At 69.2% G+C, this 24528-nt stretch carries 20 protein-coding genes; 14 read left to right on the top strand and 6 right to left on the bottom strand.

All coding sequences use genetic code 11. The features are described from left to right. Positions 1-137 precede the first annotated feature (137 nt). Positions 138-2348, bottom strand: coding sequence for a TonB-dependent receptor domain-containing protein (locus tag IB269_RS17310; protein WP_192367798.1), 2211 nt, complete (start codon positions 2346-2348; stop codon positions 138-140). 125 nt (positions 2349-2473) lie between these two features. Here IB269_RS17310 and IB269_RS17305 point away from each other — a divergent pair, with 125 nt between their 5' ends. Next, complete coding sequence (locus IB269_RS17305; protein ID WP_225614170.1) at positions 2474-3640, top strand: helix-turn-helix domain-containing protein; 1167 nt, start codon at positions 2474-2476, stop codon at positions 3638-3640. A gap of 10 nt (positions 3641-3650) precedes the next feature. On the opposite strand, the gene IB269_RS17300 is transcribed toward IB269_RS17305, so the two are convergent. Next, a complete protein-coding gene (locus tag IB269_RS17300; RefSeq protein ID WP_192367796.1) occupies positions 3651-4568 on the bottom strand; it encodes a LysR substrate-binding domain-containing protein in 918 nt (305 codons plus the stop codon). A gap of 105 nt (positions 4569-4673) precedes the next feature. On the opposite strand from IB269_RS17300, the gene eno reads away from it, so the two are divergent. Beyond that, the gene (gene eno, locus IB269_RS17295; protein WP_192367795.1) at positions 4674-5999 is read left to right on the top strand and encodes a phosphopyruvate hydratase; all 1326 of its coding nucleotides are present in this window, start codon (positions 4674-4676) and stop codon (positions 5997-5999) included. On the opposite strand, the gene IB269_RS17290 is transcribed toward eno, so the two are convergent. Together IB269_RS17290 and IB269_RS17285 are read right to left on the bottom strand one after the other, a co-directional pair. Next, entirely contained in the window at positions 5954-6913 is a 960-nt protein-coding gene (locus IB269_RS17290) for a class I SAM-dependent methyltransferase (protein WP_192367794.1), read from the bottom strand. The two genes, eno and IB269_RS17290, sit on opposite strands and share 46 nt — an antisense overlap. A 176-nt stretch (positions 6914-7089) precedes the next feature. Then, a complete protein-coding gene (locus tag IB269_RS17285; protein WP_013802728.1) occupies positions 7090-7404 on the bottom strand; it encodes a hypothetical protein in 315 nt (104 codons plus the stop codon). A gap of 164 nt (positions 7405-7568) precedes the next feature. Between IB269_RS17285 and IB269_RS17280 the strand changes: the two genes are divergently transcribed. The 5 genes from IB269_RS17280 (at position 7569) to IB269_RS17260 (ending at position 11807) form a co-directional block, all read left to right on the top strand. Beyond that, a complete protein-coding gene (locus IB269_RS17280) occupies positions 7569-8288 on the top strand; it encodes a methylated-DNA--[protein]-cysteine S-methyltransferase (protein WP_192367793.1) in 720 nt (239 codons plus the stop codon). Between the two features lie 137 nt (positions 8289-8425). After that, on the top strand, positions 8426-9217 hold the full coding sequence (locus IB269_RS17275; RefSeq protein WP_012205198.1) for an SDR family oxidoreductase: 792 nt from the start codon (positions 8426-8428) through the stop codon (positions 9215-9217). Between the two features lie 118 nt (positions 9218-9335). Then, a complete protein-coding gene (locus IB269_RS17270; RefSeq protein ID WP_016446794.1) occupies positions 9336-9758 on the top strand; it encodes a PaaI family thioesterase in 423 nt (140 codons plus the stop codon). Positions 9759-9856: 98 nt separating this feature from the next. After that, a complete protein-coding gene (locus tag IB269_RS17265; protein WP_013802725.1) occupies positions 9857-10873 on the top strand; it encodes an NADP-dependent oxidoreductase in 1017 nt (338 codons plus the stop codon). Between the two features lie 28 nt (positions 10874-10901). After that, complete coding sequence (locus tag IB269_RS17260; protein ID WP_013802724.1) at positions 10902-11807, top strand: SDR family oxidoreductase; 906 nt, start codon at positions 10902-10904, stop codon at positions 11805-11807. A gap of 3 nt (positions 11808-11810) precedes the next feature. Here the strand turns inward: IB269_RS17260 and IB269_RS17255 are convergent, their stop codons facing one another. Continuing rightward, a complete protein-coding gene (locus IB269_RS17255) occupies positions 11811-12521 on the bottom strand; it encodes a DUF1566 domain-containing protein (RefSeq protein ID WP_192367792.1) in 711 nt (236 codons plus the stop codon). A gap of 220 nt (positions 12522-12741) precedes the next feature. Here IB269_RS17255 and IB269_RS17250 point away from each other — a divergent pair, with 220 nt between their 5' ends. The 6 genes from IB269_RS17250 to IB269_RS17225 all read left to right on the top strand — a co-directional run bounded on the left by IB269_RS17250 (position 12742) and on the right by IB269_RS17225 (position 21994). After that, positions 12742-13977 (top strand): multidrug effflux MFS transporter, encoded by a 1236-nt coding sequence (locus IB269_RS17250; protein WP_192367791.1) that lies wholly within the window; start codon positions 12742-12744, stop codon positions 13975-13977. Next, positions 13974-15398: an MFS transporter gene (locus IB269_RS17245; RefSeq protein ID WP_034392786.1), complete on the top strand. Its 1425-nt coding sequence runs from the start codon at positions 13974-13976 to the stop codon at positions 15396-15398. The genes IB269_RS17250 and IB269_RS17245 overlap by 4 nt, the downstream gene beginning before the upstream one ends. A 166-nt stretch (positions 15399-15564) precedes the next feature. After that, on the top strand, positions 15565-16932 hold the full coding sequence (locus tag IB269_RS17240) for an efflux RND transporter periplasmic adaptor subunit (protein ID WP_192367790.1): 1368 nt from the start codon (positions 15565-15567) through the stop codon (positions 16930-16932). An 18-nt stretch (positions 16933-16950) separates the two neighbouring features. After that, positions 16951-20148 carry an efflux RND transporter permease subunit gene (locus tag IB269_RS17235; RefSeq protein WP_192367789.1) on the top strand — a complete coding sequence of 1066 codons (3198 nt, stop codon included), beginning with the start codon at positions 16951-16953 and terminating at the stop codon, positions 20146-20148. Next, positions 20145-21614, top strand: coding sequence for an efflux transporter outer membrane subunit (locus tag IB269_RS17230; protein WP_192367788.1), 1470 nt, complete (start codon positions 20145-20147; stop codon positions 21612-21614). The genes IB269_RS17235 and IB269_RS17230 overlap by 4 nt, the downstream gene beginning before the upstream one ends. 50 nt (positions 21615-21664) lie before the next feature. Next, positions 21665-21994: an antibiotic biosynthesis monooxygenase family protein gene (locus IB269_RS17225; protein WP_012205208.1), complete on the top strand. Its 330-nt coding sequence runs from the start codon at positions 21665-21667 to the stop codon at positions 21992-21994. On the opposite strand, the gene IB269_RS17220 is transcribed toward IB269_RS17225, so the two are convergent. Beyond that, positions 21979-23091, bottom strand: coding sequence for a DUF72 domain-containing protein (locus IB269_RS17220; RefSeq protein ID WP_192367787.1), 1113 nt, complete (start codon positions 23089-23091; stop codon positions 21979-21981). The genes IB269_RS17225 and IB269_RS17220 overlap by 16 nt on opposite strands. A gap of 288 nt (positions 23092-23379) precedes the next feature. Here IB269_RS17220 and IB269_RS17215 point away from each other — a divergent pair, with 288 nt between their 5' ends. Continuing rightward, a complete protein-coding gene (locus tag IB269_RS17215) occupies positions 23380-24507 on the top strand; it encodes an RCC1 domain-containing protein (protein WP_192367786.1) in 1128 nt (375 codons plus the stop codon). The last annotated feature ends 21 nt before the right edge of the window (positions 24508-24528 follow it).

The raw sequence follows: 24528 nt of genomic DNA, 5'->3' as shown, positions 1-24528 counted from the left end.
AGTCAGAGGGGCAGTGCCGGGACATCCAATACCGGGCGCGGCCGGCCTCTGAAAGCCGCCGCGCAGCGGAATCAAAAAATCGCCCGAAAGCTCAATAAATCAGCAAATCAACGCATCAACGACCCATACATGAAAACCTAGAACGTCCGGCTGACCGTCACCCCGGCCGACAGCCCGCGTCCCGCACCCGGTTCGAAGAACCGCTGGTTGCCCTCGTTGACGATGACCGACCCTGCAAAGCGCCGGTCGAACAGGTTGTCCAGCCGCACAAAGGTCTGGGCGCTCCACTGCTGCCATTGCCGCGACCAGCGCAGGCTGGAGCCCCAGACGGTGTAGCCGGCCGCGCGGTCGGTGTTGCGGTCGTTCACGGCCACGGGGCCGCTGTGCAGCATGTCCACGGTCCAGGTCCATTGCGGCGACAGCTGCCAAGCCAGCTCGCTCCACAGGCGGCGCGGCGCGGTGCCGGCCAGGCGCGCGCCGGCATCCACCGGGGCGGTGGGCGTGGTGCAGGGCGTGGCCTCGCAGGTCAGGAAGCTGTCGCGGTAGCGGGCTTGCAGCAAGGTCAGGGCGGTGCTGGCCGTGAGCCGTCCCCATTGGGCGTTGCCCGAGAATTCCAGCCCCCGGCGCAGCGTGCGGCCTGCGTTCTGGTAGGTGGCGCGCCCGCCCGTGTTGGACAGCACGGTGAGTTCGCGCTGGGTATGGGTTTCGAACAGCGTGAGGTTCCAGCCCGCGTTGCCGTGGCGCCCGCGCAGGCCGACCTCGACGGTGTTGTGGGCGCTGGCGGCCAGGTCGGTGTTCAGGCCGCTGTTCATGCCATTTTGGCTGCCGGGCCGGTAGGCCACTTCGTTGAGCGTGGGCGTCTCCATGCCCCGGCCCACCGATGCGTGCGCCACCAGGTCCGGCAGCAGGTTCACGCGCAGGCCCAGCGAGGGCAGCCAGCCGCGCCAGGCCATGCTGCCGCTGTCGTCGCCATTGCCGGCGACTATGTAGTGGTCCTCGGAGCGGTAGCGCACGCGCGCCTGGCGCAGGCCGGCGCTCAGGGCCAGGCTCTGCGTGCTCCACTCGGCCTGCAGGTAGGGGTCGGCGGAGCGCGCCTGGTTGCGTTCGTCGCGGCGCAGCCGGCCCTGCACGCCGAGCTGGCTGCCGATGAAGTTCTCGTAGCCGCGCCGGGTCTCGCCCTGCCAGTCGTAGGCCAGGCCCGCCGACCAGTCCAGCCGGCCGCCAGCCACATCCTCGTAGGTGCTGCGCCAGCGCAGGTTCATGCCCGCGTAGTCGCGGTCCAGGTCGATCACGCCGCCTGAATGCGAGGGCGGTGCCTGCGTGGCCACGGGAATGGACTGGTACTGCAGCACGGAGCGCGTACCCGCATAGGCCATGAGCTCCAGGCGCTGGCCCGCGCCGAACTGGTGCTGCCAGGCGGCGCCCAGCTGGCGCTGGCGCACGCTTTTGCGCGTATTGAAGCGCAGCGCGCTGGCCGTGGTCTGGCCGGGGTCGGCCTCGAACTCGGCGCGTGTCAGGCCCAGCGGGTCCTGGGCGCTGGCGCGCTGCTCCTGGTACTGCAGCAGCCACTGGTCGTCGCCCTGTTTGCGTGACAGCTTCATGTGGGCCGTGCTGCGGTCGGCGGCCGATTGGGGGCGCATGCCGTCGGTGGCGAAGCGCTCGATGTGGATGGCATAGCGCCAGGGGGCGGAGCCGCCATCCGCCTGGTCCGGCTTTCCGCCACCGATTGTGCCGCGCAGCTGGGTGGACAGGCGCCACAGCCCGTCCGGCCCCACGGCCATGCCGCTGCGCCACAGGCCCGGTTCCTCGCCGTCTTCGGTGTACAGCAGCAGTGCACCGCCTGCGCTGTTGCCGTAGAGCACGGCGGCCGGGCCGCGCACCACGTCCAGGCGCGCGGCGTTGCCCAGCGTGAAATTGGCGGCCTGGCCCTGGCCGTCGGGCGCGCCTGCCGGAATGCCGTCCACGTACAGGCGCAGCCCGCGCACGCCAAAGGTGGAGCGCGCACCGAAGCCGCGCACCGAGATCTGCAGGTCCTGGGCGAAGTTCTGGCGGTTCAGCACCACCAGGCCCGGCACGCGCGCCAGGCTCTCGGACAGGTTAATCTGCATCTGCCCGTCTCGCAGCACGGCGCCTTCCACGCTGTCGATGGCGGCGGTGGCGCGCCACAGATCGGGGCCGGCACCGGGCTGGCTGGCCGTGATGACCACGGGGGCGAGCAGGGCCTCGCTGGAGTCCTGCGCAGCGTCCGCCGCGCGGGCGGGCAGGGCGTGCAGCGTACAGGCCAGTGCGGCGCCCAGGGTGGACAGGGCGGGCCGGGTGTGTCTTGTGCTGTGTGGGGAGCGTGTCATTGCGGGCGGGCCTGTGGCGATGCCCGAGGTTACCGAGCCCGGGAAGCTGTTCCAACACGGGTGATTTCCCTAGTGCTGTCCTGTGCCGTGGCGGAACAACAATCGCGGCAGTTTTGATGTCCGTCATGCAACAGCCGCCTCCCGCCCCACTGCCCTCCAACCCCTTCTATGCCACGCGCCAGGACCGGGTGGCGCTGGCGCGCGAGCGCTATTTCGAGCGTGGCGAGCGCCCCTCGGGCCTGGTGTCCGAGCCCGTGCTGCAGTCCTGGACGCGCTGCCTGGGCGCCAGCCGCAGCCCCGACGAGAAGATCAGCTTCGACCCGGTCAGCAAGATCCGCACGGCCACCTTGCTGACCCACAACCGCGCGCTGATCGAGGCGGCGCGCGACCCCATCGCCGAACTCGAGACCGTGATCGCGGGCAGCCAGGCGCGCGCCATGCTCACCTGCAGCGAGGGCGTGGTGCTGATCGCCTCGCGCCCCACGCCGGGCGACGGCCCGCTGCTGCTGACGGCCGCACGCGTGGGCGTGAACATCGCCGAGGATGCCGTGGGCACGGGCGCACCTGGCGTGGCCGTACGCACGGGCGAGGTCTGCCATGTGCGTGGCGGCGAGCATTTCTTTCGCTGCCTGGCCTCGCTGCACTGCGCGGCCGCGCCCGTGCGCGACGCCAGCGGGCGCACCGTGGCCATGCTGGACCTGAGCAGCGAGGCGGGCCCCTTTCGCTTTGATGCGGGCGCCATGGCCCACATGTACGCCACCTGCATCGAGAACCGGCTGCTGGTGGGCGCCGCCCGCATGCACCTGCTGCTGCGCTTCCAGTCCAGCCGCAGCATGTTCGGCACGCCGCTGGAAGGGCTGGCCGCCGTGGATGGCGGCGGCATGGTGCGCTGGTTCAACGGCGTGGGTGCCCAGTTGTTCGACAGCCCGCGCCGGCCCGCCGAGGGGCTGGCGGCAGAGGAAGTCTTCGGCCTGGGCCTCAACCAGTTGCTGGAGCTGGCCCACCACGGCCAGGCGCGCCCGCAGATGCTGCCCACGGGGCTGACGCTGTGGATGGAGGCGAGGCTGGATGAGGCATCTTCCCAGGTCGAGGAGGTGCTGCCGGCCATCGAGGCCCTGCCACCGCCCGCCGAGGCGCCGTCCGAGGCACCGTCTTCCCTGGGCGAGGCCAGCCGCGAGCTGATCGAGCAGGCCCTGGCCCGCTGCCAGGGCAATATCTCGCAGGCCGCCCGCATGCTGGGCGTCTCGCGCGGGCTGCTGTACCGGCGGCTGCGCGAATGGGGCAGGGCTTAGGCCGTCTGGCCTATGCCGGCACGACGGCCAGCGCGCTGCGCATCCATTCGATGAAGACTCCCGCCTGGGCCGGCAGCGTGCGCCCTGCGGCGGGCACGGCGCGCAGGCCGCCCTCGAAGGGTACGAAGCCATGGGGCGCCACCAGCAGCCCCTCCTTGAGCTCGCGTGCGATCAGCCGCTGCTCCACCAGGGCAACGCCCAGGCCCGACAGTGCCGCCTCTATGCACAGGTGGGTGTGGGGGAACGCCAGCGTCTCGCCCAGGGCCACGGGCTGGCCCGTGAGGGCTTCCCACTGGTTCCAGGCGCTGGCCGTGTACTCATGTGCAATGCGCGCGCGGTTGGCGGGCCGGCGCCGGGCATAGGCCGGCGTGCAGACGGCGCCGAAGTGCACGGGCGCCAGTTCGATGGCGCGGCGGCGGTCTGCCTCGCCGTAGGTGGACAGGTCCCAGGCAATGATCAGGTCGGCGCCCTCGTGGCGCATCTCGCGCGCCGAGGTCATGGACAGGCGGATGCGGATATGCGGGTGGCTGCGGTAGAACACCGCCAGCTGCGGCACCAGCCAGCGCATGGCAAAGGTGGCGCTGCAGGCCACATGTAGCCCCGGTGCCTGGGCGTCGCGCGCCAGCTGGGCATAGGCGGCCTCCAGCTGGTCGAAGGCCGTGCGCACCGAGGCATGGAAGGCGACGCCGGCCTCGGTCAGGCGCAGGCCCGTGCCTTCTTTCTCGAACAGCGCCGCGCCCGCATGCTCCTGCAGCAGGCGCAGGTGGCGGCTGATGGCGCCGTGGCTGCGGCACAGTTCCTCGGCCGCGCGTGTCACCGAGCCGGTGCGGGCAATGGCCTCGAAGGCGCGCAGGGCGGCCAGCGGTGGCAGTTGTCTCATGGCAATCAATTCGTCAGAAAAGCTGACGCATGGGCAGAAAAACTGCATTGTCCCGCATCGCCGTGATTTCTAGCATGGAGGCCTGTTCATTGGAGTTGTGCAGGCTTGCCAACTCCTTTGCACAGTTCAATTTCTTGACGAAAAGGAGTTTCCATGCAGATCACCGATATCGCGGCCCATGAGGCGCTGGACAGCCGGGGTCATCCCACCGTGGAGGTCGAGGTCGAGCTGGAGGACGGCGCGCGCGGCCTGGCCCTGGTGCCCTCGGGCGCCTCCACGGGGCGGCACGAGGCGCTGGAGCGGCGCGACGGCGATGCCTCGCGCCATCTGGGCAAGGGCGTGCTGGGGGCGGTGCAGGCCGTCAACACCGAGCTGCGCGATCTGCTGCGCGGCATGCGGGCCGACGCCCAGGGCCGCATCGACACGGCCATGATGGCGCTGGACGGCACGCCCGGCAAAAGCCGGCTGGGCGCCAACGCGCTGCTGGGCGTGTCGCTGGCCGTGGCGCGCGCGGCGGCGGCCAGCCAGCGCATGCCGCTGTGGCGGCACATGGGCGGCGCCCAGGCGCGCGTGCTGCCCGTGCCCATGATCAATGTCATCAACGGCGGCGCCCATGCCGACAATCCGCTGGACTTCCAGGAGTTCATGCTGCTGCCGGTGGGGGCGGACAGCTTCGGTGAGGCGCTGCGCATGGGCGCCGAGGTCTTTCACACGCTGCGCCATGCGCTCAAGGCCGCAGGCCACAGCGTCAACGTGGGCGACGAGGGCGGCTTTGCGCCCGCCCTGCGCAGCGCGCCCGAGGCGCTGGACCACCTGATGGCCGCCATCGAGCGCGCCGGCCTGCGCCCCGGCAGGGACATCGCCCTGGCCCTGGACCCTGCCGCCAGTGAATTCCATGGCGAGGATGGCTACCGCTACGCGGGCGAGGGCCTGGTGCGCAGCCGCCAGCAGCAGGTGGACTACCTGGCGCAACTGGTGGAGCACTACCCCATCGTCTCCATCGAGGACGGCATGGCCGAGGACGATATCGAGGGCTGGCAGGCCCTGGGTCGGCGCCTGGGCGGACGCTGCCAGCTGGTGGGCGACGATGTGTTCTGCACGAACCCCGGCCTGTTCGAGGGCGGCATTGCCCGGGGCGTGGGCAACGCCATCCTGGTTAAGATCAACCAGATCGGCACGCTGACCGAGACCTGGGACGTGCTGCGCCTGGCGCATGGCGCGGGCTACGGCGTGGTGATGTCGCACCGCTCGGGCGAGACCGAGGACACCAGCATTGCCGACCTGGCCGTGGCGGCCCAGTGTGCCATGATCAAGACCGGCTCGCTGTCGCGCGCCGATCGCACGGCCAAGTACAACCGGCTGCTGCGCATCGAGCGCGAACTGGGCCCGGCCGCCGTCTATGCGGGGCGCCGTGCGCTCAAGGGCCGGGCGGGTCAGGAAGCCGTGTCGGCCGCTGCGGATGTTGCGGGTGCCCTGTAGACCAGCACCTTGAGACTGCGCTCGGCGTCGATGTCGGCGAAGGTGGCCGGGTTGGCCAGGCGCTCGACGAATTCCAGCTCGGGCGCCACTTCCTGCATCTGCGATGTCAGGAACTGCGTGCCCATCTCCGGCGCGTTCAGGCACAGCAGCACATGGCCGCCTGGGCGCAGCAGGTCGGGCAGGCGGCGCATCAGGCGGGCATAGTCCTTGGTGGCGACGAAGCTGCCCTTCTGGTAGCTGGGCGGGTCCACCACGATCAGGTGGTACGGCCCGCCGCGCGTGATCTTGCCCCAGCTGCTGAAGATGTCGTGGGCCAGGAAGCTGGCGCCCGACAGATCGTTGAGCCGGTGGTTCTGCTGGCCCGTGGCCAGCGCGCCCTGGGCCATGTCCATGTTCATCACATGGCGCGCGCCGGCCTGCAGGGCCACCACCGAAAATGCGCAGGTATAGGCGAACAGGTTGAGCACCTTGATGCCGTGGCGGTGCTCGGGATGGTTGGCGACATGCGCGTGCACCCAGCGCCGGCCTTCGGCCATGTCCAGGAACAGGCCGTGGTTCTGGCCGCGCAGCACCTGCACGCGGTAGCGCGTGTCGGCCTCGGTGACGATGTGGGGGTCCGGCACCTCACCGGCCATGAGCCGCGTTTCGGCGGGCGCGGCGGGCTGGCGCAGCTGGTAGACCCAGTTCAGGGGCTGGTCCGGTGCCAGTTCGCTCCAGCGCAGCGACAGCGCTGTGCCGATGGCGGCCAGGGCGTCATCGTCCAGCGGCTGGAAGCTGGTGAGCACCAGCACGGGCGGGAAGGCGTCGAGCACCAGATGCTCGCAGCCCGGGTACAGGCCGCCGCGGCCGTGGAAGATGCGTTGAGCGTCGGAGGGCAGGGCCATCCGGGCGATGGCGTCGAGCAGGGCTTGCATGGGAGAGGCTGGATCTGGCAGGGGCGCCGGGTGTGCCGGGTGGAACCGTATGGGACCGTATGGTTCCAGGCAGGGGTCGACGAAAAGGTCTGCCAGTGTATGCAGTTTGGGGCCCAGCCCAGGCAAACCCGGGCAAACCTGGTTTCAGGCCCCATTCAGCCGTGCTGCGGGCAGGCTCAATGCCGCCAGCCGCGCCGCACCTCGAAGAAACTGCATTCGCCGTCGCCCAGGCCCTGCATGCCGGCCTCGGTGGCGGCGCGCGCAGCCTTCATCCAGCGGGCGAAGGCGAGCTTGGCGTCGTCGCTGATTTCTTCAGGGGGCGTGTCTTCCAGGCCCTCTACCAGGTACAGGGTTTCACTGACCTGCTCGGCGCTGCCGAGCTGGCGTTCGAGCACGCGGGCATAGCGTGCCTCGGCCTTGTTGCGTTCCTGCTCGGGCAGGTTGGGGTAGTCACACAAGGTGACGGTGAAGGCGGCTTCTTGCATGTCCATGGTTCACGAGATGAAGATGATGACTGGCGAAATATACAGTATTAACTGGCTGCACATCCAGTATTTTCCCGGTGTTTTTTTACAGTGTTATCCCGGTGGGGTCGCTGCCGGGCAGCGGCTGCAGCCATCCGGCCACAATCGCCTGCAAGGAGAAAACCATCGCCATGACGAACGAATCGACCACGGGCTGCCCGGCCTGGGACCCCGAAGCCACGGGCCACGCGCTGTTTGCCACGCGCGTGGGGCCCTGCGGCGTGGCCTGGGGCGCCTGCGGCCTGGTGGCCTTTCAGTTGCCCGAGGTGGACGGCCCGGCCGCCACGCGCACGCGCATGCTGCGCGGCGTGCAATTGCGCAGACCGGGCAGCTATGCCGCAGCGGAGAGGGCCGAGGACCTGCCGGCCAGCGTGGCACAGGCCATCGCCGGCGTGCAGGTGCTCATGGCGGGCCATGGCGAATGGACCTTGGAGCCTTCCGCGCCCAGCGCACAGCAGTTGCGTGACGGCCCGGTGCTGCCCGATCTGCGATCACGGCGCATGCTGCCCGCAGGCGAGGCACTGCCGGACCTGGCCGGGCTGGCGCTGGACTGGCACGGCGTGTCGGACTTTCACCGCCGCGTCTATGACCTGACGCGCGCCATTGCGCCCGGCCATACGCGCACCTATGGCGAGATCGCACGCGAGTTGGGCGAGGTGGGCCTGTCGCGCGCCGTGGGGCAGGCGCTGGGCCTCAACCCTTTTGCGCCCGTGATTCCCTGCCACCGCGTGCTGGCTGCCGGCGCCCAGCCGGGCGGTTTTTCGGGCGGCGGCGGCGCGCTGACCAAGCTGCGCATGCTGGAGATCGAGGGTGCGGCCTGGGGCGGCACGCGCTCGCTGTTCGGGGATTGACGGGCCGGACACGCATGTGACATGCGGCACGGCGGGGCGGCTTGCACAATCGCCGCTGCAGGCTGTTCCGCTTGGGGATGGCCGCCCTCCATTCCAACCATGACCGGAACACAAGACCCGGCGCAGGAGACAGACGAATGACTCGCAATGTGCAGCAACTTTTCGACCTCACCGGCAAGACGGCTCTGGTGACCGGCGGCTCGCGCGGCCTGGGCCTGCAGATGGCCCATGCGCTGGGCGAGGCGGGCGCCAGGATCATGCTGAGTTCGCGCAAGGCCGCCGACCTGGAGGAAGCCGCTGCCGAGCTGCAGGCCGCAGGCATCGACGCCCGCTGGATCGCCGCCGACTGCGCCAACGAGGCCGACATCGAGCGCCTGGCCGCCGAGACCCTGGAGCGCCTGGGCCAGGTGGACATCCTCATCAACAACGCAGGCGCCAGCTGGGGCGCGCCGGCCGAGGAGCACCCGGTGGCTGCCTGGGACAAGGTGATGAATCTCAACGTGCGCGGCTACTTCCTGCTGAGCCAGCAGATCGCGCGGCGCAGCATGATCCCGCGCAAGACCGGGCGCATCATCAACCTGGCCTCCATCGCAGGGCTGGGCGGCAACCCGCTGGGCATGAAGACCATTGCCTACAACACCTCCAAGGGCGCGGTCATCAACTTCACGCGCGCGCTGGCCGGCGAGTGGGGCGTGCACGGCATCAACGTCAACGCCATCTGCCCGGGCTTCTTCAAGACCAAGATGGCCAGCGTGCTGATCGAAACCCTGGGCGAGGATGAAATGAAATCCCACGCCCCGCTGCGCCGCCTGGGCGACGACGAGGACCTCAAGGGCCTGACCCTGCTGTACGCCAGCGACGCGGGCAAGCACATCACGGGCCAGTGGGTGGCCGTGGACGGCGGCGTCAGCGCCCTGGTGGGCGGTTGAGCCGCCGCGGCGCTGCTGCCGAGGTGACAGTTTTTCCCGCAGATCGGGCCGCCGCGCGCCATGGTGCCTTCGGGCGCCCTTATGCTCGCCTGCATTGCGATCTGAACTGGAGAATTTCGTGCTGGATTTTGGCCACCCCATCCCCTTCGTCGACCACCTGGGTTTCACCCTGCACCGCATGGAGGACGGGGAGTCCGAACTGCGCTTCGAGGCGCGTCCCGAGCACCTGAACACCTTTGACGTGACCCACGGCGGCGCCACCATGACCCTGCTGGACGTGACCATGGCCGTTGCCGCGCGCAGCCTGCAGCGCGACATGGGCTGCGTGACCATCGAGATGAAGACCAGCTTCATGCAGCCCGCACGCGGCCCCCTGGTGGCCAAGGGCGTGGTGCTGCACCGCACGCGTTCCATGGCCTATACCGAGGCGCGCGTGTTCGATGCCTCGGGCCGGCTGTGCAGCCATGCGACCGGAACGTTCAAGTACATGCCGCGCGTGGCCAAGCCGGCCGCCGCCGAGACAACCCTCGCCACGGACTGATCCGCACGGCGAATCTGCCAGATACCCAATGCCACACGCCAGCCCCAGCAGCACCGGGAACTGGTTCCATTGTTTGTGATGCCACCGGAGGTTTTCCCATGCCCGTGAACCAGCAGATCCTGCTCGACAACCGCCCCGAGGGCGAAGCCGTGGAAAGCAATTTCCGCCTCGCCAAGACCGAGACCCCCGCGCTGGCCGAAGGCCAGGTGCTGGTGCGCCACCACTACCTGAGCCTGGACCCCTACATGCGCGGCCGCATGAATGACAGCAAGAGCTACGCCCAGCCGCAGCCGCTGGGCGAAGTGATGATCGGCGGTACCGTGGGCGAGGTGGTGGAAAGCCGTCATCCCAAGTTTGCCGTTGGCGACAAGGTCGTGGGCATGGGTGGCTGGCAGGAATACAGCGTGGTCGATGGCGATGCGCCCGGCATGCTGCGCAAGGTGGACACCACCCACGTGCCGCTGTCGCACTACCTGGGCGCCGTGGGCATGCCCGGCGTGACGGCCTGGTACGGCCTGGTGAAAATCATTGCCCCCAAGGCCGGCGAGACCGTGGTGGTCAGCGCCGCCACGGGCGCCGTGGGCAGCGCCTTCGCGGCGCTGGCCAAGGCGCGCGGCTGCCGCGTGGTGGGCATTGCGGGCGGCCCCGAGAAGTGCCGCTACGCCACCGAGGAGCTGGGCTTCGACGCCTGCATCGACTACCGCGAGCACCCCGACACCAAGACCATGGCCAAGGCGCTCAAGGACGCCTGCCCGCAGGGCATCGACGGCTATTTCGAGAACGTGGGCGGCTACATCCTCGACGCCGTGCTGCTGCGCACCAACGCCTTTGCGCGCATCGCGCTGTGCGGAATGATCGCCGGCTACGACGGCACGCCGCTGCCCATGACCAATCCCGCGCTCATCCTGATCAACCGCATCCGCATCGAAGGCTTCATCGTCAGCGAGCACATGGAAGTCTGGCCCGAGGCGCTGCAGGAACTGGGCCGCCTGGTGGGCACCGGCAAGCTGCGCCCGCGCGAGAGCATTGCCGAAGGCATTGCCTCCGCGCCCTCGGCCTTCCTGGGCTTGCTCAAGGGCAAGAACTTTGGAAAGCAACTCGTCAAATTGATCTGAACCACCACAAAAACCAGGAGACAAGGGAATGATCAAGAACTTCAAGGGCAAGACGGCGGTGCTGACGGGCGCGGGCTCGGGCTTCGGCCTGGAGTGCGCGCGCATCGGCGCGAAGCTGGGCATGAACCTGGTGCTGGTCGATGTGCAGCAGGAAGCGCTGGACAGGGCCGCCGCCGAGTTCGAAGGGCAGGGCGTGCGCGTGCTGGCGCGCCGCGTGGATGTGTCCGACGCAGCCCAGATGCAGGCCCTGGCCGATGAGGTGCGCCAGCAGTTCGGCGCGCCGCACTTCGTGTTCAACAACGCAGGCGTGGGTGCGGGCGGGCTGGTCTGGGAGAACACGCTGGAAGATTGGCAGTGGGTGCTGGGCGTCAACCTCTGGGGCGTGATCCACGGCGTGCGGCTGTTCACGCCCATGATGCTGGAGGCGGCCAAGGCCGACCCGTCCTTCGAGGGCCACATCGTCAACACGGCCAGCATGGCCGGCCTGCTGGCGCCGCCCAACATGGGCATCTACAACGTCAGCAAGCATGCCGTGGTGAGCCTGACCGAGACGCTCTACCAGGACCTGGCCCTGGTCTCCGACCAGATCAGCGCCAGCGTGCTGTGCCCCTTCTTCGTGCCCACGGGCATCAGCCACAGCGAGCGCAACCGGCCCAGCCATCTGGCCGCCCAGCCGCTGACGGCCAGCCAGAAGATCGGCCAGGCCATGAGCGAGAAGGCCGTGGGCTCGGGCAAGGTCACGGCCCCCGATGTGGCGCAGAAGGTCTTCGACGCCATTGCGGCCAACCAGTTCTACATCTACAGCCATCCGCAGGCGCTGGGCTCGGTCCAGACCCGCATGGAAGATGTGGTGCAGGGCCGCAACCCCACCGATCCGTTCGCGCACAAGCCCGAACTGGGCGCCAGCTTGAAGGCCTCGCTGCGCGCGGCCTGAGCGTCAGTCTTCCTCGTCCGGGTCCGGCCTGTGGGCGGCCGGCCTGGCGGGAGCCTCGGCCTTTTCATCGGGCGGCGCGGAGGGCAGGGGCCGCACCAGCCGCACCATGAGCTGGTTGCCGCGCCCCATGTCGGGCCGCGTCTCCAGGCTGTCGAGGTCAATTGCCCAGGCCTGCTGGGCCGACAGCTGCGTACCGGCGCTGCCCGAGATATTGCTGTAGTTGTAGGGATTGACGGGCCGCGCGTTCACGGCTGCCGTGCCCGTCCAGTGCCAGCCGCGCGGCGCGCCCGGAAACAGCTCGGGCGACAGGCCTTGCGGCCGTATATCGCGCGAGATCAGCCGGCGCATCTCGTTGACGCGCGGCAGGCGCCAGCGCACGCCGTCCTGCTTGGCCCGTTCGGCGGCCAGGGCCTGCGCCTGCTTGTGCGTGAACAGCTCCGGCAGGCCCGTGCAGGTCTTGCCATTCCACTGCATGCCTTCCACGCAGCGCGGCCACAGCAGGCGGGCGCGCCGGTCGATCACGTCGCGGCCGTCTTCGGATACTTCCAGCACAGGAGCGGCGCCGGGCCTGGGGCCGCGCTGTGCCTCCTGCTGTGTCTCTCGCTGCGCTGCCTGGGCAGAACCCAGCGTGCAGGCACCCAGCAGCAGGGCGGCGAGCAGGGGCCCTGGCAATGCATTCAGGGCCGGTGGAAGGGAAGGCAGGGATGGGCGCATGGTGTGTTGCAGTGGCGATGGCAGTTGCAGCGATGAAAAGGTGGGTTGGCCTCTTGGGTGGCAATCTCGTTTCAGAGCGTAACAGGATTGCGGGCTTCTGAATTTGTGTCACGGCAAGCCGCCACCGCCAGGTGCGCGGGGCTGCATGCCCAGGAAATGTGAGCAGCCTCCTGCAGCCCCGCGCGCTTGCCGCCACAATGGCGCGTCTATGTCTGCGTCTATGCCTTCCTCTTCTCCCGCTTCCCCTGATTCCCACACACTGCGCCTGGTGCTGATCCTGGGCCTGCTCTCGGCCATCGGTCCGTTTGCCATCGACATGTACCTGCCCGCGCTGCCCCAGATCGGCAGCAGCCTGGGTGCCCAGGTGGGCGCGGTGCAGGCCAGCCTGACGGCCTTCTTCCTCTCGCTGGGCGTGGGCCAGCTGCTGTACGGGCCGGTCTCGGACATGGTGGGGCGCAAGCCGCCGCTGTACTTCGGCCTGACCGTGTTCGCGCTGGCCAGCGTGGGCTGCGCCATGGCCACCAGCATCGAGACCCTGGTGGTGCTGCGCTTCATCCAGGGCCTGGGCGCGGCCGCCGGCATGGCCGTGCCGCGCGCCGTGGTGCGCGACCTGCACACCGGCCACGCGGCGGCCCGCATGATGTCGCTGCTGATGCTGGTGTTCAGCGTCTCTCCCATCCTGGCGCCGCTGGCCGGCAGCGGCGTGATCGCCGTCAGCAGCTGGCGCGGCGTGTTCTGGGCCGTGGCCGTGGCGGCCGTGATCGGCCTGGTGGCCGTGTTCATGGGCCTGAAGGAAACGCGCGGGGCCGCCGCGCGGCTGGACAGCAGCGTGGCCGGCGCACTGCGCGCCTACGGCGTGCTGCTGCGCGACTGGCATTACCTGGGCCTGGTCTTCATCGGCGGCTGCGCCATGGCGGGCTTTTTCGTCTACCTGGCTGGTTCCCCCTTTGTGCTGATCAATTACTACGGACTGAGCTCCACCCAGTACAGCCTGGCCTTCGGGCTGAACGCCATCGCCTTCATCGGCGCGGCGCAGTTCACGGGCTGGCTGGGCCAGCGCTTCGGCCTGGTGCGCGTGGTCAAGGTGGCGGCCACCGGCTCGGGCCTGGTGATGCTGTCGCTGCTGTCGTACTACCTGCTGGGCGGTGAGCGGCTGGCCGTGCTGATCGGCCTGTACTTCGTGGCCAGCGCGCTGATGGGGCTGGTGATTCCGACGACCTCGGTGCTGGCGCTGGAGGAGCACGGCGCCATTGCCGGCACGGCCTCGGCGCTGCTGGGCACGCTGCAGATGCTGTCGGGCGCCGCGGCCATGCAGATCGTGGGCCTGTTCTCCACGGGCAAGCCCCTGCCCATGGTGGTGGGCATGGCCACGGGCGCGCTGATCGGTGTGGCCCTGGCCTGGATCACGCTGGGCGGTGCGCGTGCCCATCGCGTGGGCGCAAAGGGCCATTCATGAGCCTGGCACCCGCGGCAGAGGCTGCGCCTGTCCACGATGGACTTCCGTCAGGCCCTCGTGGCCAGGCGATGCTGGTCATCATCCTGGGGCTGACGCTGTCGGTGCTGGACAGCACCCTGGTCAATCTGGCACTGCCTGCCATGGCGCGCGAGCTGCAGGCCAGCTCGGCCCATACGCTGTGGGTGGTCAATTCCTACCAGCTTGCCAGCCTGGTGCTGCTGCTGCCGCTGGCGGCCCTGGGCGAACGCCTGGGCTACCGCCGTGTGTATCTGGTGGGCATGCTGGTGTTTTCCGTGGCCTCGCTGGCGGCCATGCTGGCCACGTCGCTGCCCACGCTGGTGGCGGCGCGGGCGCTGCAGGGCCTGGGTGCTGCGGGTGTGATGAGCGTCAACGCCGCCCTGGTGCGGCTGATCTATCCGCGTGCCCTGCTGGGGCGGGGCATGGCCGTGAATTCGCTGGTGGTGGCCACGGCATCCATGGCCGGGCCCTCGGTGGCGGCGGCGATTCTGTCGGTGGCCAGCTGGCCCTGGCTGTTTGCGGCCAATCTGCCGCTGGGCCTGTTTACGCTGTGGCTGGGGCGCCGCGCGCTGCCTGCCAATGCCGTGGCCGGCCATGCAGGGGCGCGGCTGTCGCCGCTGGATGTGCTGCTCAACATCCTCATGTTCAGCCTGATCTTCCTGGGCGGCGAGCAGCTGGGCGTGCGCGCCGGCGGTGCCGATTCTTCCCTGCCTTCGGGTTGGTGGCTGCTGGGCGCGGGCCTGCTGGTGGGCGCCTGGTATGTGCGCCGCCAGTGGCGCCTGCCCGCGCCGCTGCTGCCGGTGGACCTGCTGCGCATTCCGGTGTTTGCGCTGTCCATGTGCGGATCGGTCAGCGCCTTTTGCGCGCAGATGCTGGCCTACCTGGCGCTGCCGTTCCTGCTGCTGGAGTCGCACGGCATGTCGCCCATCGAGGCCGGGCTGCTGATCACGGCCTGGCCGCTGGCCACGGTGCTGACGGCGCCCATCGCGGGCCGGCTCATCGGCCGCTATGCGGACGGGCTGCTGGGCGGCATCGGCATGGCCATGTTCGCCTGCGGGCTGTGGGCGCTGGCGGCCATGCCCGACGCGCCTTCGACCGTGGACATGGTCTGGCGCATGCTGCTGGCGGGCAGCGGCTTTGCGCTGTACCAGTCGCCCAACAACCACACCATCGTGACCACGGCGCCCCTGGCGCGCAGCGGCGCGGCCGGCGGCATGCTGAGTTCGGCGCGGCTCACGGGGCAGACCCTGGGCGCCGTGGTGCTGGCCACCATCTTCACCTTCGCGGGCGGGCATGGCGGCCATGCCGAAATCGTGGCCCTGGCCGTGGCGGGCTGCTTTGCGGCCATGGCGGGCGTGTTCAGCCTGCTGCGCGTGCGCACGGCACCCGTGCCTAAGCACTGAACAGGCCCGTAAATGGCATTGAACTTGCATGTGTCGGCGCGCTCCGACACATGCATCATCCTGGATGGACTTGCCAGGAGATTTCGGTGGCATGCCATCCGCTTTACAAACAAGAAATATGGGCACTGCACAATCGTGCGATGCCCCCAACGACTTCGCTGCTCCCATGATTTCTGACGTGCCCTTTTCGCCGAGCCCGCGCCTTGCTGCGCCTTCCGATTCCCAGCCCGGCGCAGGGCACGTACAAGCTTCCGCCTCGCCGGCCGGCGGCCGGCGCATCGGCACCGCCGTGCTGTGCGCACTGGCGCTGGCCGCAAGCCTTGCGGCCTGCTCCAAGAAGGATGCCGCACCTGCCGCCACGGCCAAGGCCGCGACCGAGGTGGGCGTGGTCACGCTGCAAAAGCAAAGCCAGCAGCTGGACGCCACGCTGCCGGGCCGCACGCGCGCCTCGCTGACCGCCGAAGTGCGGCCCCAGGTATCGGGCATCGTGCAAAAGCGCTTGTTCACCGAGGGCGCGCTGGTGCGCCAGGGCCAGCAGCTCTACCAGATCGACGCGGCCTCGCTGCGCGCCACCGAGGCCAGCGCCCAGGCGGCCGTGGCCAAGTCCGAGGCCAGCGCCCGCACGCTGGAGGCCACGGCGCGGCGCAACGCCGAGCTGGTCAAGATCGATGCCATCAGCCAGCAGGCGTTTGAAGAAAGCCAGGCCGCCGCCGCCCAGTCGCGCTCTGACGTGGCCGTGGCCAAGGCCAATCTGGAGACCGCGCGCATCAACCTCAAGTACAGCCGCATCGAGGCGCCCATCAGCGGGCGCATCAGCCTGTCCACCGTGACGCCGGGCGCGCTGGTGACGGCCAACCAGACCGAGGCGCTGACCTCCATCGTGCAGCTGGACCCCATGTATGTGGACTTCACCCAGTCCACCAGCGAGCTGCTGCAGCTCAAGCGCGACTGGGATGCCGGGCGCTTCCAGAAGGTGGAGGGCGACAAGGTGGCCGTGCGCATCCGCCTGGACGATGGCACGGACTACAGCCACCAGGGCAAGCTGCAGTTTGCCGGCGTGATCGTCAATGCCACCACGGGCAGCGTGACGCTGCGCGCCGTGGTGCCCAACCCGCAGGGCGTTCTCATGCCCGGCATGTATGTGCAGGCGCTGCTGCCCACGGGCCTGGCGCCCGAGGCGCTGCTGGTGCCCCAGCAGTCGGTGACGCGCGACCTGACCGGCAAGGCCAGCGTGCTGGTGGCCAAGGCCGACGACGTGATCGAGCGCAGGCCCGTGAACATCGACCGCGCCGTGGGCAATATGTGGCTGCTGCAGGACGGCCTGTCGGCCGGCGAACGCGTGGTGGTCGATGGCTTCCAGCGCATCAAGCCCGGCGACAAGGTGCGCGCCGTGGAGGTGGACCTGCGCGCCAAAGCCCAGGCCCGCAAGGGCAAGCCCGCCGACGGGCCGGCAGCACCTGGCGCTGCGGACAAGGCGCCTGCTCCAGCTCCAGCTCCTGCACCGGCAGCGGCTCCTGCTCCCGCCGCCGGCTAAGCCGCAGGAACCCGTCACATGGCTCAGTTCTTCATCAACCGGCCCATCTTCGCGTGGGTCATCGCCATCGTCATCATGCTGGGCGGCGCGCTGTCCATCTTCACACTGCCGCTGGAGCAATACCCCGACATCGCGCCGCCGCGCGTGACCATCGGTGCGCAGTACACGGGCGCCTCGGCCGAGACGGTCGAGAACTCGGTGACCCAGATCATCGAGCAGCAGCTCAAGGGCATCGACAACATGCTCTACATGAGCTCCACGTCCGACGCCTCGGGCCGCGCGCGCACCACGCTGACCTTTGCGCCGGGCACCAACATCGACGTGGCCCAGGTGCAGGTGCAAAACAAGCTGCAGTCCGCCGTGAACCGCCTGCCTGATGCGGTCAAGAGCCGGGGTGTGTTCGTGAACAAGGGCGGCCAGGACTTCCTGGTCACCTACAGCTTCTTCTCCAAGGACCCGGCCATGACCGCGGTCGATATCGGCGACTACCTGACCAGCAACCTGGTCGATGTGATCGGCCGCCTCGACGGCGTGGGCGATGTCAACGTCTTCGGCACCAACTATGCGATGCGCATCTGGATGGACCCGGCCAAGATGGAGAAGTACGCGCTGATGCCGTCGGACCTGGTCAATGCGCTGAACTCGCAGAACGCCCAGGTCTCGGCCGGCCAGCTGGGCGCGCTGCCCGCCGTCTCCGACCAGCAGCTCAACGCCACCATCACGGCGCGCACCAAGCTCAAGACGGTGGAGCAGTTCGAAGATATCGTGCTCAAGTCCTCGCTGGACGGCTCGGTGGTGCTCATGAAGGACGTGGCCCGCGTGGAGCTGGGAGCCGACAACCTGACCATCAAGGCCAAGCTCAACGGCCTGCCCGGCGCGGGCATGGGCATCGTGCTGGCCGATGGAGCCAATGCCATGCAGGTGGCCGACACCATCGCCGCCAAGCTGGCCGAGCTCAAGCCGTTCTTCCCCAACGAGATCGACTACTTCGTCAGCTCGGACTCCACGCCCTTCGTGCGCGCCTCCATCAAGGAAGTGGTCAGCGCGCTGGGCGAGGCCATGATCCTCGTGGTCATCGTGATGTTCATCTTCCTGCAGAACTTCCGCGCCACGATGATCCCCGCCATCGCCGTGCCCGTGGTGCTGCTGGGCACCTTCGGCGTGCTGTCGCTGGCCGGGTACTCGATCAATACGCTGACCATGTTCGCCATGGTGCTGGCCATCGGCCTTCTGGTGGACGATGCCATCGTCGTGGTGGAGAACGTCGAGCGCGTGATGCACGAGACGGGCATGTCGCCCAAGCAGGCCACGCGCCAGTCCATGCGCGAGATCACGCCGGCCCTGGTGGGCATCGGCGTGACGCTGTCGGCCGTGTTCGTGCCCATGGCCTTCTTCGGCGGCTCCACGGGCGTGATCTACCGGCAGTTCTCCATCACCATCGTCGCGGCCATGGCGCTGTCGGTGTTCGTGGCGCTGACGCTGACGCCTGCGCTGTGCGCCACGCTGCTCAAGCCGCCCGCAGCGGGCGGGGCAGGGCATGACCGGCCCATCCGCAGCGGCATCCTGGGGGTGAATGACCGGTTCTTTCGCTGGTTCAACCACCATTTCGACGCCACGGCTGCGCGCTACCAGGGCACGGTGGCCTACTCGCTGCGCCGCGCCAAGCGCATGATGCTGATCTTCCTGGCCGTCTGCGGCGTGGTCTGGCTGCTGATGGCGCGCCTGCCCACTTCCTTCCTGCCGGACGAGGACCAGGGCTTCGTCTTCGTCAACATCAACCTGCCTTCGGGCGCGGCCGATACGCGGCTGCAGGGTGTGCTCGACGAGGTGCACGACTACTTTGCCAAGCAGCCCGACGTGGTGAGCTTCTACCAGGTCTCGGGCCTGAACGGCGACCAGGCCTCGGCACGCGCCTTCGTGCGGCTGAAGACCTGGGAGGAACGGCCGCTGCCCGGCCAGTCGGCCTCCGAGATCGCGCACCGCGCGACCAAAGACCTGTCCGCCATCCGCGATGCGCGCGTGCTGGTCGTGCTGCCGCCGGCCGTGCGCGGCCTGGGCTCCAGCTCGGGCTTCAACTTCATGATCAAGGACATGAACGGCCTGGGCCACCAGGCGCTGCTGGAGGCCAAGGAGAAATTCCTGACCGAGGCCCGCAAGCGCCCCGAGCTCACCAATCTGCGCATGACCAACCTGGAAGACGCCAGCGAGCTGCGCCTGGACATTGACGACCGCAAGGCCGCCGCACTCGGCCTGTCGTACACCGACATCAACAGCGTGCTGTCCAGCGCCATGGGCGGCACCTATGTCAACGACTTCCTGAACAACGAGCGCGTCAAGCGCGTCTACATCCAGGGCGATGCGCCGCACCGCATGCTGCCCCAGGACATCGCCAAATGGACGGTGCGCAACGCCAAGGGCGAGATGGTGCCGTTCAGTTCGTTCTCCAGCAGCTACTGGGCCTACGGCTCGCCCCAGCTCATGCGCTACAACGGCAACCCGGCCTACGAAATGGAAGGCCGCGCCGCCTCCGGCGTCAGTTCCGGAACGGCCATGCAGATCGTGGAGGACATCCTGCGCACCCTGCCGGCCGGCATAGGCTACGAGTGGACCGGCGCCTCGCTGCAGGAGCGCCAGTCCGGCGCCCAGGCGCCGCTGCTGTACGCCATCTCCATCCTCTTCGTGTTCCTGTGCCTGGCGGCGCTGTACGAAAGCTGGACCGTGCCGCTGTCGGTGATGCTGGCCGTGCCGCTGGGCGTGGTGGGCGCGCTGGCCGCCACCTATACGCGCGGACTGACCAACGACGTGTACTTCCAGGTGGGCCTGCTGACCACGGTGGGCCTGGCGTCCAAGAACGCCATCCTGATCGTGGAATTTGCGGTGCAGCTGCAGGAGCAGGGCAAGAGCATCTTCGACGCCGTGGTCTCGGCCGTGCGCCTGCGCCTGCGTCCCATCTTGATGACCTCGCTGGCCTTCGGCTTCGGCGTCATTCCGCTGGCCATCGGCACGGGGGCCGGCGCGGGCGGGCGCAATGCCATCGGCACGGCCGTGCTCGGCGGCATGCTGGCCTCCACGGTGCTGGGCATCTTCCTGGTGCCCGTGTTCTTCCTGCTGATCCGCAGCTGGTTCAAGAGCCATTCGCGCACCGAGGACGACGCGCCCCAGCCCACTGCCGGATCACCTGATTCACCGCATACCGCAAAGGAGAGCGCAGCATGAGGCGCCCAACGAATGTCTCCGCACTGGCCGCAGCGGCGGCGCTGGCGGCGCTGCTGACCGGCTGCAACCTCGCGCCGCAGCACCGCACGCCCGAATTGCCCGTGCCCGACACTGTCGGCAGCACGGCCGCAACGCCGGCCCAGGCCGACGAGGCCAGCCTGCAGGCTGCCGCCGCGCTGGGCTGGGTGCAGTCCCAGCAGCTGCGCGAGGTCATTGCGCTGGCCCTGGCCAACAACCGCGACCTGCGCGTGGCCGTGGAAAGCATCGAACGCGCGCGCGCCCAGTACGGCATCACGCGCGCCGACCTGCTGCCCAGCGTCACCGCCCAGGCACAGGCCAGCCGTGCGCGCACGGCCGCCGGCATGACCAGCGCCACCCAGGCGGCCTCGGTCAGCACCCAGTACACGGCCCAGCTGGGCTTTGCCAGCTATGAGATCGACCTGTGGGGCCGCGTGCGCAACCTCAGCGAGGCCGCGCTGCAGCAGTTCCTGCAAAGCGAGCAGAACCGGCGCAATGTGCAGATCGGCCTGGTGGCCGACGTGGCCAACGGCTGGCTCACGCTGGCGGCCGACCAGGCCCGCCTGCAACTGGCGCGCGAGACCCTGGCCAGCCGCGAGAAGGCCTACGAGCTGACGCGGCGCATGCACGAGATTGGCTCCACATCGGGCCTGGTGCTGGCACAGAACCAGACCACGGTGGACACGGCGCGCGGCGACGTGGCCAGCTTCACCTCCCAGGTGGAGCGTGACCGCAACGCCCTGCAATTGCTGGTGGGCGGCCCGCTGCCCGAGGCCCTGCTGCCCGGCGCCGCCACGCTGCGCGCCGATGCCCGGCCCGCGGCCGCGCTGCAGCCCGTGCCTGCACCGCTGCCCTCCAGCGTACTGCTGGTGCGCCCCGACATCCAGGCCGCCGAGAACAACCTGCGCGCCATGGAAGCCAACATCGGCGCCGCACGCGCTGCCATGTTCCCCACCATCAGCCTCACGGCCAGCGTGGGCTCGGGCAGCCGCGAGCTCGACGGCCTCTTTGGCGGCAGCAGCAGCACCTGGAGCTTCATCCCCCTGGTGCGCCTGCCCATCTTCGACGGTGGCCGCAACCGTGCGGGCGTGCAGGTGGCCGAGGCCAACCAGCGCATCGCCGTCGCCCAGTACGAGAAGGCCGTGCAGACGGCCTTCCGCGAAACCGCCGACGTGCTGGCCGACCGCGCGCAGTGGGATGAGCGCCTGGCCGCCCAGACCAGCATGGTCGCCGCCACGCAAAAGGCCTTCGACCTGTCCGAGGCCCGCTTCAAGGCCGGCGTGGACAACTACCTGACCGTGCTGGATGCGCAGCGCAGCCTCTACACGGCCCAGCAGACCCTGATCGGCCTGCGCCTGTCCGAGCAGCTCAACCGCGTCACGCTGTGGAAGGTGCTGGGCGGCGAGCAGGTGCAGGCGTCGTCCGCCTCGGCACCGGCGAATTCCTGAGCGTGGGCGGTGTATTGCGCGGTCCCGCAGAACATGCCGCCCCGACCACGATGAGCCCCTTTGCCAACACCCCCGAGCCGCCTTACTACGCCGTCATCTTCTCGTCGCGCAGGACGCCGGACGACGATGATGGCTACGGCCTCATGGCCCAGCGCATGGTGGACCTGGCCTCGCAGCAGCAAGGCTTCCTGGGCGCGGAAAGCACGCGTGGCGAGGACGGTTTCGGCATCACCGTGTCGTACTGGTCCACGGCCGAATCCATTGCGCGCTGGAAGCAGGATGCCGAGCACCTGGTCGCCCAGCAACTGGGCAAGGATGCCTGGTACGAGCACTATGAGTTGCGCGTGGCCCGCGTGGAGCGTGCCTACGGCAAGCGCTGAATCCGGGCCGCCTGCGCTTGCACCACGGCCTCGGCCAGCAGCGCGATGGAGCGCGGCGCGCAGCCTTCGGCATCGTTGCTCACCGTCACAAAGGCGGGCAGCCCGCGGCTGGTGATGCCATCGATGGTCTTGGCGAGGATGGAGCGCGTGTGCACATCGGGCGTGCGGATCTCGTCGAAGGGATCGTGCTTGGTTTGCGCATCGGGGTAGCCGTAGGCCCCGAACTCGCGGTTCAGGTTCCAGCGGCAGACCAGCGGGGTGGGCCACAGCCCGCGCAGAAAAACCAATTGCTCCTCGATGGGCGGCATCTTGCCGTGCAGCCCCAGGCAGAAGGTGGCGCCTGCAGCGAGCAGCGTGTCCGCCAGCTGGGGCGTCAAAAGCTCCGGGTCGCGCACCTCCACCGCCACGATGATCTGTGCGCCCAGCGGATGGGCGGCCAGCGCCGCTCGCACCGCGTCCAGCATGGCCTGCAGCCGCGCCAGCAGTTCGGTGGGACGGCTCAGCAGGCCCCAGGTCATGGGACTGAGCTGGAACACCAGCACGCCGAGCTGCTCGCCCAGCCCTTCGAGCGTGGGCTCGACGAAGCTGGTCACGGCCAGATCGGGTTGAAGGAACACGGGGTTCAGCGACATGCCCTTGCCATCCTCGTCGCGGACCTGCGCATCGGTGACCACCGAAGGGCACTTGACCACGAAGCGGAAATCGGCCGGCACCTGGCCCGCGAAGGCCAGGTACTGGCTGGCCGTCAACGGCCTCCAGAAGCTGCGGTCCACGCAGACCGTTCGCATCAGCGGATGCCGGCCATAGGCCTCCAGTCCCTTCTTGGCGAGCACGCTTTTGTCATAGGCGCCATCCCAGATCAAACCTTCCCATCCCGGGTAGGACCAGGTGGAGACCCCCATGCGCAAGCCCTGCGGAAGCTGGTCCGCCAGCGCCTGCCATTGCAGGGCCTGGGGCGCCAGCTGCACGGCGCCGACGGCCTTGCGGGATGCCGGCTTGCGGCCGCCAGGCGCCGTGCTGGCGGCGGGCGGGACCGGGGCTGAAGAGGGTGGGGAGGGCGGCGGTGATGGCGGCGCGCCAAACAGATCGTCTTGCATGGGCTGGAGCATGGATTGTCCATGATGCCGCTGCGCCAGCGCAGCCCGCGTAGGCACTCAGGCCACGCAAGCCCCGGCCGCACTGGCGATGTGCCTGCAGGCCAATGCCGCGTCGCAGGCCTGGGGCGGGATCGATTGACGGAGCCTAAGGCGCTCTTGAGGAATCACAGTTTTCAGTGATTGCCACCCACCCGCTTCCTTTGAACAATCCGCACTGACACCTCACGGGCAGCTGTACCGCCGTGTCGAGGTGCCCCAAGACACGCGAAACACGCAAAGGAGAGGGTGATGCTGACCATACAACAGGTAGTGGCGGGCCCGCAGCGGTCCGTGCTCATCACATCGGAGGGCGTATTCGCCTGGGGCAATCTGGAGGTGTTGCGCACCCTGCCCGAAGGCGTGGATGCTGCCGAGGTCTGTGCGCCCGATGCCACGCGCATCGGCCACCGCAGCTTTTCCCAGCCCGTGCCCCAGCGCCTGAGCCCCCGTGGCACGCGTTGGGAGGGGCTGGTGGACGCGGGCCATTCGCTGCTGGCCTGGGCGGATGGCCAGGCCTATGCCGTTGCGCCCCAGGTCCGCGATGCCGCGGGCGCCGTGCCCAGGCCTTTGGCCTTGGGCCGGCAGGATGCCGGGGTGCGGCGCATCTGGGCGGGTGAGCAGCAGGCCTATGTGCAGGACCGCGAAGGCGCACTCTGGGGATGGTCGGATGCCATGCCCGGTGCGCAGCGCGTGCAGGGCCTGCCCTCCGTGCGCAGCGTGTCCGTGGGCATGGGCCATGCGCTGGCGCTGGACGCCAGGGGGCAGGTCTGGTCCTGGGGCGCCAATGCGGCCGGCCAACTGGGGCAGGGCGATCTGGTGCAGCGCAGCCGTGCGCAGCGCGTGGTGCTGCCGCAGGGCGCTGCGGCCGTGGTGGCGGTGGCGGCGGGCGCCACGCACAGCCTGGCGCTGGATGAGAAGGGGCGGCTGTGGGGCTGGGGCTCCAACCACCAGGGCCAACTGGACCAGGGGCTGCAGGCGGCCTACAGCCCCGGCCCCGTGCGCATTGCCGTGCCTGGGCGCCTCAGCAGTCTGGCGGCGGGCCTGCATTTTTCGGCGGCGACCACGCAGGGCGGGCAGGTGCTGGCCTGGGGCTGGAATGGCCTGGGCCAGCTGGGCCAGGGCGATGCGGTACCCCGCGCGGGCTTTCACGCCGTGCCCGGCCTGGCGGCGGTGCAGCAGATCAGCGTGGGCGGCACGCATGTGCTGGCGCTGGAGCACGGCGGGCGCTGCTGGGCCTGGGGCGACAACCGCCATGGCGCCTGCCAGGGCGAGGACGGGGCCCAGGCCCAGTCCCGCCCCCATGCGCTGGCCTTGCACGCCCTCAATGACCTGACCGAAACCAACGCATTCGCCGGCACGGCAAAGGAGGCCCTGTGAAGCATCTGCACCAGGAGCATT

The sequence above is a fragment of the Delftia sp. DLF01 genome, from assembly GCF_014852125.1.
GTDB lineage: Bacteria > Pseudomonadota > Gammaproteobacteria > Burkholderiales > Burkholderiaceae_C > Comamonas > Comamonas acidovorans.
This window is presented reverse-complemented; position numbering and strand designations above follow the sequence as displayed.